Here is a 16,056-nt window from a genome sequence, read left to right as displayed (position 1 = left end):
CTACGGCATTCCGCCGGTCGAGGCGCAGGCTTGCGGCACGCCGGCCACCGCGTACGGCCGGGGCGGCTCTCTTGAGACCGTCCGCGGCCTCGGCGTCACGCAGCCGACGGGCGTCTTCTTCGAAGAACAGACGCCGGCGCAGGTGATGGCGGCCGTGAGCCGGTTCGAGAACGAGGGCGGCGCGATCCAGTCGGCGAACTGCCGCAAGAACGCGGTACGCTTCTCGCCGGAGGCGTTCCGCAAGAAGCTGCAGCAGCACGTCGACAACAAGCTGCATCAAAATACGCGCCAGGCGGGAAGCGTCCAGGCCGTTCTATAGGGGGATAAGACTACGATGAAACTGACTTTTATCGGTACAGGCTATGTCGGGCTCGTGTCCGGCGTCTGCTTCTCGGAGATCGGCAACGACGTCACTTGTCTCGACAAGGATCTCGGCAAGATCGAGCGGCTGAACCGCGGCGAGGTGCCGATCTCCGAGCCGGGCCTTCAGGAGCTGATCGCCAAAAACCGCGAGCTCGGACGCCTGCGCTTCACCGGCGAGCTTCTGCCTGCGATCGAGAGCGCCGAGGCGATCTTCCTCTGCGTCGGCACGCCGCCGCTGCCGAATGGGGAAGCGAACCTTGCGTTCATCGAGCAGGCCGCTCAGGAGATCGCCCTCGCGATGAACGGCTACAAGATCATCGCGACGAAGAGTACGGTGCCGGTCGGCACGAACGACCGCATCCGGGACATCGTCGCGAAGCTGACGCCGCATCCGTTCGACGTCGTCTCGATTCCCGAATTTCTGCGGGAGGGCTCGGCCATCGCGGACACGCTGCATCCGGACCGCATCATCATCGGCACCGACAGTGCCGAAGCGGCGGAGAAGATCGCCGAGCTGCACCGACCGCTGACCGACCGGATCATGGTGACCGACGTGCGCAGCGCGGAGATGATCAAGTACGCGTCCAACGCCTTCCTCGCGACCAAGATCTCCTTCATCAACGAGATCGCCAACATCTGCGAGAAGGTCGGCGCAGACGTCACGGACGTCGCGAAGGGGATGGGCCACGACCGGCGGATCGGCCCGTCGTTCCTCCAGGCGGGCATCGGCTACGGCGGCTCCTGCTTCCCGAAGGACACGAACGCGCTCATCCAGATCGCAGGCAACGTAGACTACGAGTTCAAGCTGCTGAAGTCGGTCGTCGAGGTGAACCAGGGCCAGCGCTTCAACGTGATGACGAAGCTGCGGCGCTCGCTCGGCGAGCTCGGCGGCAAGCGGATCGGCGTGTGGGGGCTCGCGTTCAAGCCGGATACCGACGACGTGCGCGAGTCGCCGGCGCTCGACATCATCGGCGCACTGCTGGCGGAGGGCGCGGAGGTGCAAGCCTACGACCCGGTGGCGACGGCCAACTTCAAGGCGATCTTCGGGCAGGCGGACGAGGTGGCCTGGCGCGACGATCCGATCGAGGCTGCGCGGGACTGCGACGCGCTGTGCCTGCTGACCGACTGGCCGGAATTCAAATCGTTGTCGCTGCCCGAGGTGCAAGCGGTGATGCGTCAGAACATTCTGATCGACGGCCGCAACGTGTACACGAGCGAGCAGGTGAACGAGGCCGATCTCCGCTACTATTCGGTCGGACGGCCGCATGTCGGCAGCTTGTCGCAGTTCGAGGTCGAGCCGGTCGCTTTTTATGGCAGGTGAACGCGCCGCCAAGGCGCAATCAAGACGAGGGAGTGCCCGTGAGATGAGAAAGAATGCTTCGGTCTGGTGGATGAATCCGACCATCCTGTTCGCCATCGTGATGGGGGTCGTCATCGCAGGCGCCTATACGATCCCGGCGCAGAACTACCTGATGTTCTACCGCGTTGAGAAGTTCATCGACAGCGGCAACATCTGGCTCGCCGTCTATCCGGCGGTTGCGTTCGTCCTGGGCGGCTTGCTGTCGATGGTGCTGAACAGGGGGGTGAAGCCGGCCGCGGTGCTGCCCGATGCGGTGCTGAAGCGCGACAACTTCATCAAGTTCGTCGTCTACGCGCTGTTCGCTATGACGCTGTTCGGCTACGCGGTCTACTTCCTGATCATGGTCAGGAGCGGCTTCACGGTGTCGCTGTTCTTGTCCGTCCTCAAGGGAGAGCCGGGCGCCATCTACTCGATCAAGCAGAACTTCGACAAGATCACGGGCGTCACCTCGTTCACGAACTTCGGCATCGCCTTCACCATCCTGGCGACCTACTACCAGTGCCTGAAGGGGGAAAAGACGTTTCTGCCCGCGATGGCGGTCGTCTTCCTGCTGACGCTCATGCGCTCGATCTTTTTCTCCGAGCGGCTCGCCTTGATGGAGATTCTGGTGCCGGCGGTCATCATCTGGATCTCGATGCGGCTGAAGCAGGGCAAGCGGGTGCCCTTCGTGAAGCTGTATCCGCTCATCGGCATCGTGTTCGTCATCGGCTTTTTTGGCCTCAGCGAGTACTTCCGTTCCTGGCTGAGTTACTACGTCCACATTTATCCTTCGTTCTGGGAGTTCGTCGTCACCCGCTTTTTCGGCTACTACGTCACCGCTCTAAATACCGGCACTTTGTACATAAGAGAGCTGGGGTTCCCGTCCATTCCGTTCCCTTACTATACCTGGGAGTGGCTGTGGAAAATCCCGCCGGGCGGCGAAGCGTATGCCGAAGTGTACGGCGTACGTCCGATGAACCTGCTCAACAACATACTCGATACGATGGGCAATCCGGAGTTCAACAATCCGTCCGGGCTCATGCTGCCCTACCACGATTACGGCTTCGGCGGGGCGCTGATCTACATGGCGCTGCTCGGCTACATCAGCGGCCTGCTGTACACGCACTTCCGCAACAATCACACGTTTGGCATGCTGCTGTACCCGATCTGGATCGTCGGCATCCTGGAGTTTCCGCGTTACCTGTACTTCACAAGCGGCCGGTTTTTCCCGTGCTGGGTCGTGCTGTTCCTGTTCACGCTGGTCCTTCATTATAACAAGCGCAAAATCAAGAGCTGGCGGCTCTCGGGGGTGAATCGGGCATGAAGCTTCAGAAAATCTATATCAACGGCCGATTCCTGACGCATCCCGTCACGGGCGTGCAGCGGTACGCGATCGAGGTGCTTCGCGCACTCGACGCGATGATCGGAGAGCGCGATGCCGCGGTCCAAGGCTGCGAATTCGTCGTACTGGCCCCCAAGGGGGATCTTCGGGACATCGGACTGCGCCATATCCCGGTCCAACAGGCGGGGCGCGGCGGCGGCCATGCCTGGGAGCAGCTCAGCCTGCCGGCGCTGTGCGCGGACGGCTTTCTGCTCAGCCTGTGCAATACCGGGCCGATGCTCAAGCGCCGCCAGGCGGTCACGATGCACGACGCGGCGGTATATGCCGCGCCGGGCACGTACTCCTTTGCCTTCCGCGCCTGGTACAAGGTGCTGCAGCGCGCGCTCGGCATGAACGCGAAGGGCGTCCTCACCTGCTCGAAGTTCTCCAGCGGGCAGCTGACCGAGCACTTCGGCGTCCCCGAACGCAAGATCAAGACGATCTACCACGGCCGGGAGCATATTCTTCGGATCAAGGCCGACGAGACGGTGTTCGAGCGTCACGGCCTGGCGCGGCCCTACGTGCTGGCGGTGAGCAGCATGAGCCCGAACAAAAACTTCGCGTCCGTCGCGAAGGCGATCGAGCTGATGGGCGACGTCGGCTTCGACATCGTCATTGCCGGCGGCAGCAGCAAGATCTTCAAGCCGGCCGGCGGCCGGATCGGCGGCGAGGTGAAGCAGCACGGCTACGTGACGGACGAAGAGCTGAGAGCCCTGTACGACCGGGCTTCCTGCTTTGTCTTCCCGTCGTTTTACGAGGGCTTCGGCTTTCCGGCGCTGGAGGCGATGGCCTGCGGCTGTCCGGTCGTCGCTTCCGACGCGGCCTCGATTCCCGAAGTCTGCCGGGACGCCGTGCTCTACTGCAATCCGCGCGAGCCGGCGGACATCGCGGCCAAGATCAAGCGCATCATGGAGGACGACAGGCTGCGGACGCAGCTGCGCGAGCGGGGACTCGCGCGGGCCGGCGCCTTCTCCTGGGACAAGTGCGCGCGCGAGACGCTGGACGCGATTCGTCCGCATCTCGCCGCGGCCGAGCCGGCGTATACGCCGGAGCGCGAGAGGGGGTGGAGCCGGTGAACATCCTGTTCGCGAGCCACACGTACATGGGCGGACCGTTCGTCGTCGGCTCCCACCATCTCGCCCGCGAGATGAAGCGGCTCGGCCACCGCGTCCTCCATATGAGCACGCCGCTGAGTCCCATGCACCTGCTCAAGTACAAGGACCGGGATATACGCGCGCGGCTCAAGATCTACAGAGGACGCCCGGAGGCGGAGCCGGACCAGGCGGCGAACAGCGTGCCGATGTCGCTGCTGCCGTGGGAGCTCGCCGGACCGATCTACACCCGCACGGGCATCAACTGGACGCTGCCGCGCATGAAGCGGCTGCTCCGCGAGCAGGGCATGGACAGCGTGGACCTGCTGCTCATCGACCAGCCGCGGTTCGCCGGGCTCGACGCGGTCGTGAAGCCCGCCGTCACCGTGTACAGGCCGACCGATCTGTACGCCCAGATGACGGGCGACCGGTCGATCGCCGCCGCCGAAGCCGCCATCATGGCCCGCGCGCACGGCCTCGTCTCCACGTCGGAGCCGGTGCTCGAGGAGCTGCGGCCGTACAATCCGGCGCTGCCGAGCCTGCTGCTCGAGAACGGCGTCGAGTACGCGCACTTCTCGCGGGGCGGCGAGGAGCCCGAGGAGCTGCGGTCGATCCCCGGCCCCCGGGCGGTCTACGTCGGCGCGCTCGACGAGCGGCTCGACCTCGGCGCGCTGCGCAAGCTGGCCGACGCCCGGCCCGATCTGAGCCTCGTCGTCATCGGGCCTTACGACGACGCGACGGCTGCTGTCTTTGCGGGCCTGCCCAACGTACACCTGCTCGGCCCGAAGAAATACAAAGACGTGCCGAAGTACCTTCACCACGCCGACGTCGCGCTGCTGCCGCTCAGCGGCCATGCGGCCAACAAAGGGCGCAGCCCGATGAAGCTGTACGAGTACGCGGCCGCCGGGCTGCCGGTCGTCGTGACCGAGACGCCCGAGCTGCTGCGGCGCGAGGAGCCGTTCCTGTACTTTTACCGGCACGCGGACGAGTTCCCCGGCCAGGTCGGCGAGGCGATCGCCGCGAAGCACGGCCGCGAGCGCATCCGCGCGCTGGCCGAACGCCACGCCTGGGACGCCAAAGCCAAGACGCTGCTTGAATTCGCCGAGGGCCTTCGGCGGACAGCCTCATCCAAGGAAGTGACCCGTCAATCATGAGCTCGCTGAAGAAAAAAGGGATCGCCGCGGCCAAATGGTCCACGCTCGCGACTATCGTTTCCATCATCGTCCAGGTGCTGCAGCTCCTGGCCGTCTCCCATTTGCTGACGCCGAAGGATTACGGTCTGATGGGGATGGTTATGGTCATCGTCGCGGCGGCCGTCAACCTGACCGACATGGGCATCTCCAACGCGATCATTCACCGGCAGGACGTCACCAGGGACCATCTCTCGAGTCTCTACATATTGAACCTGGCGACGAGCTTCGTCATCAGTCTGGCGATTTTCCTGTCGGCGCCGCTCGTAGCCGCCTTTTATCACGAACCCGAGCTCGTAAATCCGGTCCGATGGATGTCGCTGCTCTGCTTGATTCCGGCCTTCGGCCAGCAGTTCGAGGTGCTGTCGCGCAAGGAGCTGAAGTTCAACGCGATCTCGAAGATTCAGATCGCCGCCTACGTCGCGGGCTTCCTCATCGCGGTCGCGGGCGCCTACTACGGCTACGGCGTTTATGCGCTGGTCGGCTCCTATCTGGGCAACGCGTTTGTCCGCTCCGCTGCCCTCATGATCATGGGCTGGCGCAGATGGACGCCTGCGCTTCATTTCTCGCGCGCCGACCTGAAGGGTTATCTCAGCTTCGGCGTCTACCAGATGTCCTCGAATCTGCTCCAATCTTTTATCTCGAATCTGGACTATCTGATTCTGGGCCGCATGTACGGCGCGCAGACGCTCGGCTACTATTCGTGGGCCTACCAGCTGTGCATCATGCCGGTGCAGAAGCTGACGCCGCTCATCAATTCGGTGACGCTGCCGATTTTCGCCAAGATTCAGGACGATCTCGTGCAGCTGCGCAAGGGCTACATCAAGATCGCCGAAGGGGTCAGCTACCTGAACGCGCCAATCTATCTGGGCCTGCTCGTCACGGCGCCGATGCTCGTCACGTTCGCGTTCAGCGAGAAGTGGCTGCCCAGCGTGCCGCTCATCCAGATTTTGTGCGTCATGTTCCTCATCCGCTCGCTCGTCGTCACCGTTCTGCCGCTCTTGCAGTCCAAGGGGCGGATGGACATGTACTTCCGCTACACGCTGCTGTGCATCGCCGTGCAGGTGCCGGGGCTGGCCATCGGCGCTTACGTGGGAGGCATGATCGGTCTGTGCTACGCGTTCGTCGTCGTGCAGATCATCATTTTCTGCATCCAGTACAGCTACGCCGTACGGCGCGTGCTGGGGCCTTGCCTGGCCACGCTGCTGCGCGGCATCGCGCCCGGATTGCTGTGCGGATTGGTCATGGTGATCGGCGTATTGGCCTTCGATTGGCTATCTCAGGAGCTGTTCGAGCTCAATACGGGCTTTATCCTGCAGGTCATTTGCGGTGCGCTGCTCTACTTCGCCGTCATATTCTATTTCAACCGCAATCTGATTCACGCGGTACGCGATAAGGTATATAGGAGACATAAGTCCGTGAAGCCGGGGTGAGGCCCGCGCGGCCGCCCCTTGACATCCTAGAGCCGTTGTCCCCGCTTATCCCCGTCGACCTGTCCTTAGACTTGCGCCGCCGCATCTTTCACATCAGATAGGAGGGTACTACACGAATGACTAGAGTCAAAAAAGCGATCATCCCCGCAGCCGGCCTCGGCACGAGATTCCTCCCTGCCACGAAGGCGATGCCCAAAGAAATGCTCCCGATCGTCGACAAGCCGACGATCCAATACATCGTAGAAGAAGCGATCTGCTCGGGCATCGAGGATATTATCATCGTCACCGGCCGCAGCAAGCGCGCGATCGAAGATCACTTCGACAAAAATCACGAGCTTGAGGCGGATCTCGAATGCAAGCAAAAAAACGAGCTGCTCGAAATCGTACGGGGCGTCACGAATCTCGTCGAGATTCACTGCGTCCGGCAGAAGGAGCCGCTCGGGCTTGGACATGCCATCTGGTGCGCCCGCAAGTTCGTAGCCGGCGAGCCGTTCGCGGTGCTGCTCGGCGACATGATCATCGAGAGCGAGGTGCCGTGCCTGAAGCAGATGATCGACGTCTATGACGAGCGGGCCGGCAGTATTATAGCTGTAGAAGAAGTGCCGTGGGAGAGCGTGTCCAGCTACGGCGTCATTCAGGGCGACATGATCAACAAGCGGCTGAACCGGATTACCAATCTGGTCGAAAAGCCGAAGCTCAATCCGCCGTCCAACCTGGCGATGATCGGCCGCTACATTCTGGACCCGGCGATCATGGATATTCTTGAGCATCAGCAGCCCGGCGTGGGCGGCGAGATTCAGCTGACGGACGCGATGAAGCAGCTCGCGTCGCGCCAGAACATGTACAGCTACCGCTACGACGGCAAGCTGTACGATGTCGGCAGCAAGCTCGGCTTCCTGAAAGCGAACATCGATTTTGCGCTGAAGCGCGAGGAACTCGGACTGGGCTTGTGGGAGCACCTGTATGAGCTGACCGGGTCGGCCGAAGGCGCCGGCGATGTGCAGGAGACGCGCAGAATCGGCTAAGCCCGCCGGCCGAAGCGAAAGAATGGATCGGATGAACGGAAGAGCGGGCAACCATCATGCAGAACATCTGGAGGGGAAAAAATAGAATGAAATTAGTATTGCTGTCCGGAGGTTCCGGCAAGAGACTGTGGCCGTTGTCCAACGATGCGAGGAGCAAGCAGTTCCTCAAGGTGCTCGAAAACGAGAACAAGGAAATGGAATCGATGGTTCAGCGGGTATGGGGACAGATTCGCGCGGTCGGCCTCGACCAATCGACCGTGATCGCGACCGGCAAGCAGCAGCTCGACATTTTGCAGAGCCAGCTCGGCCAGGTGCCGATCATCGTCGAGCCCGAGCGGCGGGACACGTTCCCGGCGATCGCGCTGGCTGCGGCGTACCTGTATTCGCTGAAGCAGGTCGACCTGAACGAGACGGTGTGCATCCTGCCCGTCGACCCGTACGTCGAGGACCGGTTCTTCGAGCGAATCCAGGCTCTCGAGGGTGTGCTGAACCGCACGGACGCGAAGATCGCGCTTATGGGCGTCACGCCGACGCTGCCTTCCTCCAAGTACGGCTACATCGTGCCGGAGCAAGGCGCCGGGGACGATGCATACAGCCGCGTGGCGCGGTTCACGGAGAAGCCGTCCGAGGAGAAGGCCAAGTCGCTCATCGCGGAGGGCGCGTTGTGGAACTGCGGCGTGTTCGCGTTCAAGCTCGGCTACCTGATCGGGCTGCTGCTCGAGCGCGGGGTGCCGATCCAGTACGAGGAGCTGCAGAAAAATTACGGCCAGCTCGCCAAGATCAGCTTCGACTATGAGGTGGTCGAGAAGGAATCCGACATCGTCGTCATTCCGTACGACGGCTACTGGAAGGACCTCGGCACCTGGAACACGCTCACGGACAACATGGGGGCGAGCGTCATCGGCAACGGCATTCTGAGCGAGGACAGCGCCAACACGCACCTGGTCAACGAGCTGGACATCCCGGTCACGATCATCGGCATCCAGAATGCTATCGTCGCAGTCAGTCCGGACGGCATCCTCGTATCCGAAAAGAACGCGAGCCCGCGCATCAAGGATATGGTCGTGCCGAACCAGCGGCCGATGTACGAGGAGCGGACGTGGGGCTGGTATCGCGTGCTCGATTACTCCAAAGGCTCGGATTCCGAGGTGCTGACCAAGCGCATTTGCCTCAAGGCCGGCAAGCATCTGAACTATCACTGCCACATGGAGCGGACGGATACGATGACGGTCGTATCGGGTGAAGGAGAACTGGTGCTGAACGAAGAACTATATATCCTGAAGCCGGGAGACGTATTCCGAATCCCAGCCGGTTCCTACCACGCGCTTCGCGCGGCGACAGATATGGAATTCATCGAGATTCAGCAGGGCGAATCGGTGAAGGAAGACGACGAGATCGATCTCTACGGTACCTGGGAGGAGATGGAGTTCCATTGTCTGTCAAGAGGAATCCCCTCGTAAAAAGAGTTGTCCTCATCGCGTCCGCGGCGGTGCTGCTGCTCGTGCTCGGCGCGGGCGGCTACGCATGGTATTTGTACCATGACGCCACGGACACGATCAGCGACATTTATCAGCCGATCGGCACCGTCCCTGCTGCGGGCGACGACAAGCAGGCTGCGGTCGGCAGCGCAGGCGGCGCGGGAGAGGCCGGCGGCGAGGCCACGGGCGCCGTTCAGCTGGCAGCCAGCGGCGACGAAGACCCTGCCGATACGGCGCGCCGCATCGTCGACCTGAACGCCAAAGACCCGTTTACCGTGCTCCTGCTCGGCGTGGACCAGCGCAGCGGCGACGTTGGCCGGTCCGACACGATCATGGTCGTCGGGGTCAATCCGGCCAAGCATTCCGTTCTTCTTTACAACATTCCTCGCGACACCCGCACCGAGATCGTCGGCAAGGGCACGACGGACAAGATCAATCACGCTTACGCCTTCGGCGGCGTCGACATGTCGATCCGCACGGTCGAGCGCTTCATGAACGTGCCCATCGACTACTACGTCAAAGTCAACATGGAGGGCTTCGAGCGCATCATCGACATTCTCGGCGGCGTATCGGTAGACAATCCGTTCGGCTTCACGATCGACGGCGTCACGTATCCGCAGGGGCGCCTGGATCTCGACGGCGAGAACGCGCTGCTCTATTCCCGCATGCGCTACGACGATCCGAAGGGCGATATCGGCCGTATCGAGCGTCAGCAGTCGGTGCTCGGCGAGCTGATCGGCAAGGCGAAGCGGCTGAAGACCGTCGCGAAGCTGCCGGACATCCTCGATCAGATTCGGGCGAACGCCAAGACGAATCTGACGATGGACGATATGAAGGCGCTGTTCAACAATTACCGCAAGGAAATCGATATCGTCAGCAAGGACCAGGTCAACGGCGGCGGTCAGCGCATCGGCGGCATCTACTATTATATGGTCAGCGAGCAGGAGCGGGCACGCATGCATGACAAGCTCGCCGCGCTGCTGGCGACGGACGGCGGCGTCTGAGGACTGATTTTGAAGGACGTTCGAGGGCGGCGCCCGGCGTCTGCCGGATATGCGCGCCCCGATTTTGTTATAGAGGACCTTTTTGTACGCAGCTCGCCTTCGACGTACGGCCGGGAGGCCGGGCGCGAGACGGGCTTTTTTGTTCTGCTCATCTGAAGGAGGCATGCGGCGATGGCGATCAATTTGTTTTTCGTGCCCCACCAGGACGACGAAGCGCTGACGTTCGGCGCGGGCATCCGCAACCATCTCGACGTCGGCGACGAGTGCCACGTCATTCTGTATACGGACGGGCGCTCTTCGAGCGTGCGGTGGCAACTGAACGGGGAGACGCGGAGCGCGCTCGGCAGGCGCTACTACGATCCCGCTGCCGAAGGTTATGGCTATCTGGAGGAAGCGGACATGGTGCGGCTTCGCAACGACGAGTTTCGCCGGTCGTGTCTCGCTCTCGGCGTCCCCGATACGCACATCCACTTCGCGGACGGGCAGATGCGGGACGGGTCGACGACCGTGGAGGGCTGCGAAGATGTGCTGCGCGAGTATTTGCGGCGTTATCCCGATGCGCGGGTCAAGGCGTTCACGGACCTGGGCGGCAACCACGCCGACCACGCCAACATGGGACGGGCCGCACGACGGCTGGCGCGGACGGGGGCGATCGCGGATTTGCGCCTGTACGTCGAGCCGTACAATCTGCGAGGCGCGAAGCGCGAGGCGCGGCGGCTCGAGCTGCTCGTCGAGCGGTCGCGCGATCACTCGCACAAGGTCGTCGCATCCCTGCAGGAGTACAAGCGCTGGGATCCGGCGCGCGGGCAGCTCGCGATCGGCTACCATTCGGTCAAGCGCTGCATCGACCGGGCGATCGCGAAGCCGGTCTCCTATTATCACAAGCCCTGACTTGGCGGTCGGGCGCTCGAATGCCGCAGAACGGGGTAAGGGAAAGAGAGTCTGAGAAACGACCATGACGATGGAGGTGCAAGGACATGAGCGCATTGTACAATAACGAAACGCCCGAAGTACGGCCCGAAGAAGAGATCGTCGCGGAGCGGGAAGGCAACGGCTACATCCTGCGCGGCGTCAAAGGAAGAATCGGTCAGATTACTTACACGATGGCGGACGCGGACACCTGGATCATCGATCATACGTCGGTAGACGGCGAGTATCGCGGACGCGGCCTGGCGCGTCAGCTGCTGGACTTCGTCATTGAGGACGCGAGAGAGAAGAGACGCAAGATCATCCCGTCCTGCTCCTACGCGCTTCAGCAATTCCAGACCGACCCGTCGCTGGCCGACGTATGGGCCGAGGGCGACGCCAGCCGCTACTCGGATTCCTACAGCAGCAACGGCGTGGAGTCGCGCTGATCCGGCGTCACTGAACTGACCGCGGTACAAGCATATTACCGTTTGGCAAATAGCCCAGCATGATCCGATGAGGATCGTGCGGGGCTATTTGGCATTTTCGGGAGCCCGGAGCGTTTGGCGAGCCGGGGAGATGCGCCGACACCCTTTGGACCGTAACATTTCGCCCTTCTAGCGCCGATGGGGTCGTTCCGTAAGGTTCTAGAGTAACTTTTCTCCCTTCCGGCACCATCGGGGCAGTTCCATAAGCACACAGACCAAAGTCATACGAAAGCCCTCCCCCGTACCCGGAGGAGGGCTCGCCGTTAGCCTTTCATTTATACGATATACGTATCCGAGTTCAGCGTATTGTTCGTCCGGAACGTGTCGTAGATATGCGCACGGCGATCCGGATCCGTATCGACCAGAACCAGAATCCGGCCCGCGTTCAGATCCTCGTCGTAGCGCTTCGCTTCGTCCTCCGGGATGCCAAGGCCGATGAGGCCGCCGACGATGCCGCCCGTGCCGGCGCCAACTGCGAGGCCCGTGAGAGTCGCCGCGATCGGCCCTGCCGCGAGGATCGGCCCGATCCCGGGCACGACCAGCAGGCCGAGACCGGCGAGCAGGCCGGTCAAGCCGCCGACCACGCCGCCCGTCGCCGCGCCTGCCGCCGCGCCTTCAGGCGCCTTGGTGCCCGTCTCTTCGGTGACATAGTCCATGTCGTCTCGGTTTTTGCTGATGACCGAGATATCGTCCGAGGTATAGCCCTGACGCTTCAAATCCTCGATCGCTTTAACCGCGCCTTGCTCCGTATCGAACACGCCGACGATTCTGCGTTCCTGGGTGCCGCGTTCCTGTGCCATAACGAATCCCTCCTAATGGATGATGGTCAGCTTTTACAGCGCCTCTACTGCTATACAACTTTGAAGCGGTTTCGTTCACTATCTAATACCCCATTTAAGCGATTCTCATGCAGGGGAACGGACTTTTTAGCAGCGATAACGCGACTCGGTCAAAAAAATTTGAAATGAGTCATATTCAAGCCTTATGGCTGGCTAAAGCGTTTTCTATACTGTAGAAAATCGCCCATGCAAGGAGGCTGGCTCCAGATGGCTACCCCACAGACCGGACAGGCCCGGACGCCGAAGCCACCCGCGACCCGCAGCTCCAGACGTTTGCGCGAGATCGCGGCAGGCTATGTTTTTATCGGTCCGATGCTGCTTGGCGTCGTCGTGTTTACGCTTATTCCGCTGGTCATGCTGTTTATCTTCAGTTTGACCGACTGGTCGTTCCTGACGGGCTACGACAAGCTGCATCTGTCTGGCTTCGGCAACTTTGCCAGGCTGCTGCGGGACCCGGAGTTCGGCGAGTCGCTGCTCCATAATCTGATCATGCTGCTGGCCGTGCCGATCGGCATGGCGGTCGCGCTGCTGCACGCGGTGCTGATCTCCGAGCGGGCGTACGGCTCTTCCTTTTTCAAGGTCATCTTCTTCATGCCGCAGATCTCCAGCATCGTCGCCGTAGCCGTCGTCTGGCAGGTGCTATTCCACCCGTCGTACGGTCCCGTCAACGGCTTCCTCTCCGCCGTCGGCGTCCACGAGCCGCCCAAGTGGCTGGCCGATCCGCACTACGCGCTGCCTTCGGTCATGCTGCTCATGATCTGGATCGATCTCGGCGTGTCGCTCATCATCTATATCGCGGGCATGAAAAACATTCCGCGCGACCTGTACGAGGCCGCCGACATCGACGGGGCATCCGCGCGCGTGAAGTTTTTCCGGATCACCTTTCCGCTGCTGACGCCGACAAGCTTTTTCCTGCTGATCACCGGCCTGATCGCCAACTTCAAGTCGTTCGCCATCATCAAGGTGCTGACGGACGGTGGGCCCGCGCATTCTACGTCGGTTATCGTGTACGATATTTACCAGCAAGGCTTCGTCAATTTGAAAACGGGCTACGCATCGGCCATGTCGGTCGTGCTGTTCGTCATCATTCTGGCGATCACGTTCCTCCAGTGGGCCGGCCAGAGAAAGTGGGTGCATCAAGGATGAAGACGCAAGCCGCCGGCCGTCGATCGCTCCCCTTATCCCGGCTCCTCATCACGCTGGCGTTGGTGCTGTTCGGCATCGTTTTCCTGCTGCCTTTCGTCTGGATGCTGTCCGCTTCGCTTAAACCGGAGGTCGATGTGTTCAATTATCCGGTCGAGTGGATCCCGAAGCACTGGCAGGCGATCGAGAATTATAAAAAGGTATGGAACGGCAAAGCCAATTTTCCTTTGTATTACTGGAATTCGATCAAAGTATCCGTACTGACAACGCTGCTTTCCATCGTCGTGTCGGCGATGGCTGCCTACGGTTTCACCAAGGTGCGATTTCCGGGACGCAACGCGCTCTTTCTGGTCGTGCTGGCGACCTATATGATCCCGGCCGAAGCGACGCTCGTTCCGCTGTTCGTCATTTACCGCTCTATCGGTCTCTACGACACCCATACGGGGCTCGTGCTGCTCGGCGGGTTCAGCGTGCTCGGCACCTTTTTGCTCCGCCAGTTTTTTGCCGGCATATCCGATGAATATATCGAGTCGGCGCAGATCGACGGAGCGGGCCACTTTGCGATATTCGGCCGCATTCTGCTGCCGCTCGTCAAGCCAGCGATCGCCACTTACGCGATATTGCGCTTCATCTGGTCGTGGAACGATTACCAGACGCCGTTCATTTTCTTGAGCGACAAGGCGCTGTACACGATTCAGCTCGGCATGAACGCGTTCGCGGACCGCAACGGTCAGTTTTACTCGCTCGTCATGGCCGCCTCCGTTTCGGCGATCGTGCCGCTGCTCGTCGTCTTTATCGTCGGACAGAAGCAGGTCATTGAGGGCATCAGCCTCGGCGGCGTCAAAGGTTGAGAGAAAAAAGTTGTCTGATTGGACAAGAAACGGTCAATTTTTTTCCGATTTAGTCAATTTTGGTATCTTATCGGCGAGAAAACCCCAATGTTACGATTGTGTTACGAACCGTGCGTCATCAAGCGGTGCGACCATTTTCCGGGGAGGTTTATTATGTTAAACAAAAAGGTGCTGACCGCTGCCATGGCATCCGCGCTCTCGATCTCGCTGCTCGCCGGCTGCGGGAGCAACAGCAACGACAACGCCGCGTCGTCCGCCGCGCCGTCCGCGTCAGGATCCGCTTCGAGCACGTCCGCGTCGTCGGATGCACCTGCTACGATCAAGCTCGCTTCATGGATTCCGAAGGCGCAGATGGACGGCATGCTCGCCGAATACAAAAAAGAGAAGCCGAGCGTGACTGTCGAGTACGAAGAGCTGGTCGAGAATAACGACTCAGAGGAAGGTCTTAAAAAGCTGGACCTGCTGATCGCATCCGGCTCCAATCTAGACGTCGTCATGTTCCCGAGCGCCGCCGAATACTCCAAGCGTGTGGGCCTCGACTTGCTGGCGCCGCTGGACGATCTGCTAGGTGCCGAGGGCATCAAGGTGACGGACGAGTATACGGTCGATCCTTCGCTCAACGGCAAAGTGTACGCGCTGCCGGACACCTACGAGAATTATTTCGTGCTGTTGAACAAGGAGATGCTGGACAAAGCGGGTCTCCCGGTTCCGACCGACTGGACGTGGGACGATTTTTACGACTACTCGCGAAAGTTGACCAGCGGGGAAGGCGCGAACAAGATTTACGGCACGTACTTCCATTCCTGGCCGATGTATATGCAGCTGGGATTGCTGAACCAGAGCAAGGACAACAACCTGGTGAACAACGGCGTGCTCAAGGTGGACAGCCCCGAGGTCCGCAAGTCGCTGGAAATTCGCAATCAGACGGAGAACGTGGACAAGAGCGCCATCCCGTACAGCGACACCATCTCGCAGAAGCTGGCCTACCGCTCCGTCTACTTTTCCAAAAAGGCCGCGATGATCGTCACGGGCAATTGGATGATCAACGAGGCAGGAGGCTCGGACGAATTCCCGGCCACGTTCGTGAGCGCGTTTGCTCCGATGCCGTCCAACAGCAAAGGCGAGCCGTCGGGCGTGAGCCCGGCCAACGGCAACTTTATGGGCGTGCTGAAAAAGTCCGAAAACCAGCAAGCCGCCTACGACTTCATTCGTTGGTACACGACGAAGGGCGAGCAGTGGAGCAACGTGTACTCGGCGTGGAAAAAACAGAATGTCGATCAGTTCATCTCCGGCCTGAAGACGAAGCTCAAGAGCCCCGACATGATCGATACCGATTCGCTGACCTACGTCATGAAAAACAGCCCGACGACGCCGCTCAATCTGCCGCCGGCTTATCAATCGGAGCTTGAAGATGCGTACGTCAAGGAAGCCGAGAAGTATGTGCTCGGCCAGCAGGATATGGAGACGACCGTCTCGAAGGCGTCCGCAGCGCTTCAAAAGATCGTCGACGCCAACAAATAACGGC

General features: G+C 61.0%; 15 protein-coding genes. 14 read left to right on the top strand and 1 reads right to left on the bottom strand.

What is annotated here, in order from left to right:
• From KVT38_RS34845 to KVT38_RS18585, 11 genes are all read left to right on the top strand, one after another.
• On the top strand, positions 1–319 hold a 319-nt coding region (locus tag KVT38_RS34845; protein WP_254639341.1), incomplete at its 5' end, for a glycosyltransferase.
• A 15-nt stretch (positions 320–334) separates the two neighbouring features.
• Positions 335–1,684 (top strand): UDP-glucose dehydrogenase family protein, encoded by a 1,350-nt coding sequence (locus KVT38_RS18630; protein ID WP_217595254.1) that lies wholly within the window; start codon positions 335–337, stop codon positions 1,682–1,684.
• Between the two features lie 43 nt (positions 1,685–1,727).
• On the top strand, positions 1,728–3,026 hold the full coding sequence (locus KVT38_RS18625) for an O-antigen polymerase (RefSeq protein ID WP_217595253.1): 1,299 nt from the start codon (positions 1,728–1,730) through the stop codon (positions 3,024–3,026).
• Positions 3,023–4,159, top strand: coding sequence for a glycosyltransferase family 4 protein (locus tag KVT38_RS18620; protein WP_217595252.1), 1,137 nt, complete (start codon positions 3,023–3,025; stop codon positions 4,157–4,159). The genes KVT38_RS18625 and KVT38_RS18620 overlap by 4 nt, the downstream gene beginning before the upstream one ends.
• Positions 4,156–5,328 carry a glycosyltransferase gene (locus KVT38_RS18615; RefSeq protein WP_217595251.1) on the top strand — a complete coding sequence of 391 codons (1,173 nt, stop codon included), beginning with the start codon at positions 4,156–4,158 and terminating at the stop codon, positions 5,326–5,328. Before KVT38_RS18620 ends, KVT38_RS18615 begins: the two co-directional genes overlap by 4 nt.
• Complete coding sequence (locus tag KVT38_RS18610) at positions 5,325–6,797, top strand: MOP flippase family protein (RefSeq protein ID WP_217595250.1); 1,473 nt, start codon at positions 5,325–5,327, stop codon at positions 6,795–6,797. Before KVT38_RS18615 ends, KVT38_RS18610 begins: the two co-directional genes overlap by 4 nt.
• A gap of 116 nt (positions 6,798–6,913) precedes the next feature.
• On the top strand, positions 6,914–7,822 hold the full coding sequence (gene galU, locus KVT38_RS18605) for a UTP--glucose-1-phosphate uridylyltransferase GalU (protein WP_217595249.1): 909 nt from the start codon (positions 6,914–6,916) through the stop codon (positions 7,820–7,822).
• An 86-nt stretch (positions 7,823–7,908) separates the two neighbouring features.
• Positions 7,909–9,282 carry a sugar phosphate nucleotidyltransferase gene (locus KVT38_RS18600; protein ID WP_217595248.1) on the top strand — a complete coding sequence of 458 codons (1,374 nt, stop codon included), beginning with the start codon at positions 7,909–7,911 and terminating at the stop codon, positions 9,280–9,282.
• Positions 9,255–10,304, top strand: coding sequence for an LCP family glycopolymer transferase (locus KVT38_RS18595; protein WP_217595247.1), 1,050 nt, complete (start codon positions 9,255–9,257; stop codon positions 10,302–10,304). The genes KVT38_RS18600 and KVT38_RS18595 overlap by 28 nt, the downstream gene beginning before the upstream one ends.
• Positions 10,305–10,475: 171 nt before the next feature.
• A complete protein-coding gene (locus tag KVT38_RS18590; protein WP_217595246.1) occupies positions 10,476–11,195 on the top strand; it encodes a PIG-L family deacetylase in 720 nt (239 codons plus the stop codon).
• An 86-nt stretch (positions 11,196–11,281) separates the two neighbouring features.
• Positions 11,282–11,659, top strand: coding sequence for a GNAT family N-acetyltransferase (locus KVT38_RS18585; RefSeq protein ID WP_217595245.1), 378 nt, complete (start codon positions 11,282–11,284; stop codon positions 11,657–11,659).
• Positions 11,660–11,973: 314 nt separating this feature from the next.
• Here the strand turns inward: KVT38_RS18585 and KVT38_RS18580 are convergent, their stop codons facing one another.
• Positions 11,974–12,498 carry a general stress protein gene (locus KVT38_RS18580; protein ID WP_217595244.1) on the bottom strand — a complete coding sequence of 175 codons (525 nt, stop codon included), beginning with the start codon at positions 12,496–12,498 and terminating at the stop codon, positions 11,974–11,976.
• Between the two features lie 246 nt (positions 12,499–12,744).
• On the opposite strand from KVT38_RS18580, the gene KVT38_RS18575 reads away from it, so the two are divergent.
• The 3 genes from KVT38_RS18575 (at position 12,745) to KVT38_RS18565 (ending at position 16,052) form a co-directional block, all read left to right on the top strand.
• Positions 12,745–13,683 (top strand): carbohydrate ABC transporter permease, encoded by a 939-nt coding sequence (locus KVT38_RS18575; RefSeq protein ID WP_217595243.1) that lies wholly within the window; start codon positions 12,745–12,747, stop codon positions 13,681–13,683.
• Positions 13,680–14,531, top strand: coding sequence for a carbohydrate ABC transporter permease (locus tag KVT38_RS18570; RefSeq protein WP_217595242.1), 852 nt, complete (start codon positions 13,680–13,682; stop codon positions 14,529–14,531). The genes KVT38_RS18575 and KVT38_RS18570 overlap by 4 nt, the downstream gene beginning before the upstream one ends.
• Positions 14,532–14,684: 153 nt before the next feature.
• On the top strand, positions 14,685–16,052 hold the full coding sequence (locus KVT38_RS18565) for an ABC transporter substrate-binding protein (protein ID WP_217595241.1): 1,368 nt from the start codon (positions 14,685–14,687) through the stop codon (positions 16,050–16,052).
• The last annotated feature ends 4 nt before the right edge of the window (positions 16,053–16,056 follow it).

Origin of the sequence: Cohnella sp. GbtcB17, assembly GCF_019091135.1 — a bacterium.
In the GTDB taxonomy this organism is placed as follows: Bacteria; Bacillota; Bacilli; order Paenibacillales; family Paenibacillaceae; genus Cohnella.
This window is presented reverse-complemented; position numbering and strand designations above follow the sequence as displayed.

Excerpts from the sequence above, each read along its gene's own strand:
- KVT38_RS18630 (WP_217595254.1), top strand. The coding sequence starts at position 335 with ATGAAACTGACTTTTATCGGTACAGGCTATGTCGGGCTCGTGTCCGGC.
- KVT38_RS18625 (WP_217595253.1), top strand. The coding sequence starts at position 1,728 with ATGAGAAAGAATGCTTCGGTCTGGTGGATGAATCCGACCATCCTGTTC.
- KVT38_RS18620 (WP_217595252.1), top strand. The coding sequence starts at position 3,023 with ATGAAGCTTCAGAAAATCTATATCAACGGCCGATTCCTGACGCATCCC.
- KVT38_RS18610 (WP_217595250.1), top strand. The coding sequence starts at position 5,325 with ATGAGCTCGCTGAAGAAAAAAGGGATCGCCGCGGCCAAATGGTCCACG.
- galU (WP_217595249.1), top strand. The coding sequence starts at position 6,914 with ATGACTAGAGTCAAAAAAGCGATCATCCCCGCAGCCGGCCTCGGCACG.
- KVT38_RS18600 (WP_217595248.1), top strand. The coding sequence starts at position 7,909 with ATGAAATTAGTATTGCTGTCCGGAGGTTCCGGCAAGAGACTGTGGCCG.
- KVT38_RS18590 (WP_217595246.1), top strand. The coding sequence starts at position 10,476 with ATGGCGATCAATTTGTTTTTCGTGCCCCACCAGGACGACGAAGCGCTG.
- KVT38_RS18585 (WP_217595245.1), top strand. The coding sequence starts at position 11,282 with ATGAGCGCATTGTACAATAACGAAACGCCCGAAGTACGGCCCGAAGAA.
- KVT38_RS18580 (WP_217595244.1), bottom strand. The coding sequence starts at position 12,498 with ATGGCACAGGAACGCGGCACCCAGGAACGCAGAATCGTCGGCGTGTTC.
- KVT38_RS18575 (WP_217595243.1), top strand. The coding sequence starts at position 12,745 with ATGGCTACCCCACAGACCGGACAGGCCCGGACGCCGAAGCCACCCGCG.
- KVT38_RS18570 (WP_217595242.1), top strand. The coding sequence starts at position 13,680 with ATGAAGACGCAAGCCGCCGGCCGTCGATCGCTCCCCTTATCCCGGCTC.
- KVT38_RS18565 (WP_217595241.1), top strand. The coding sequence starts at position 14,685 with ATGTTAAACAAAAAGGTGCTGACCGCTGCCATGGCATCCGCGCTCTCG.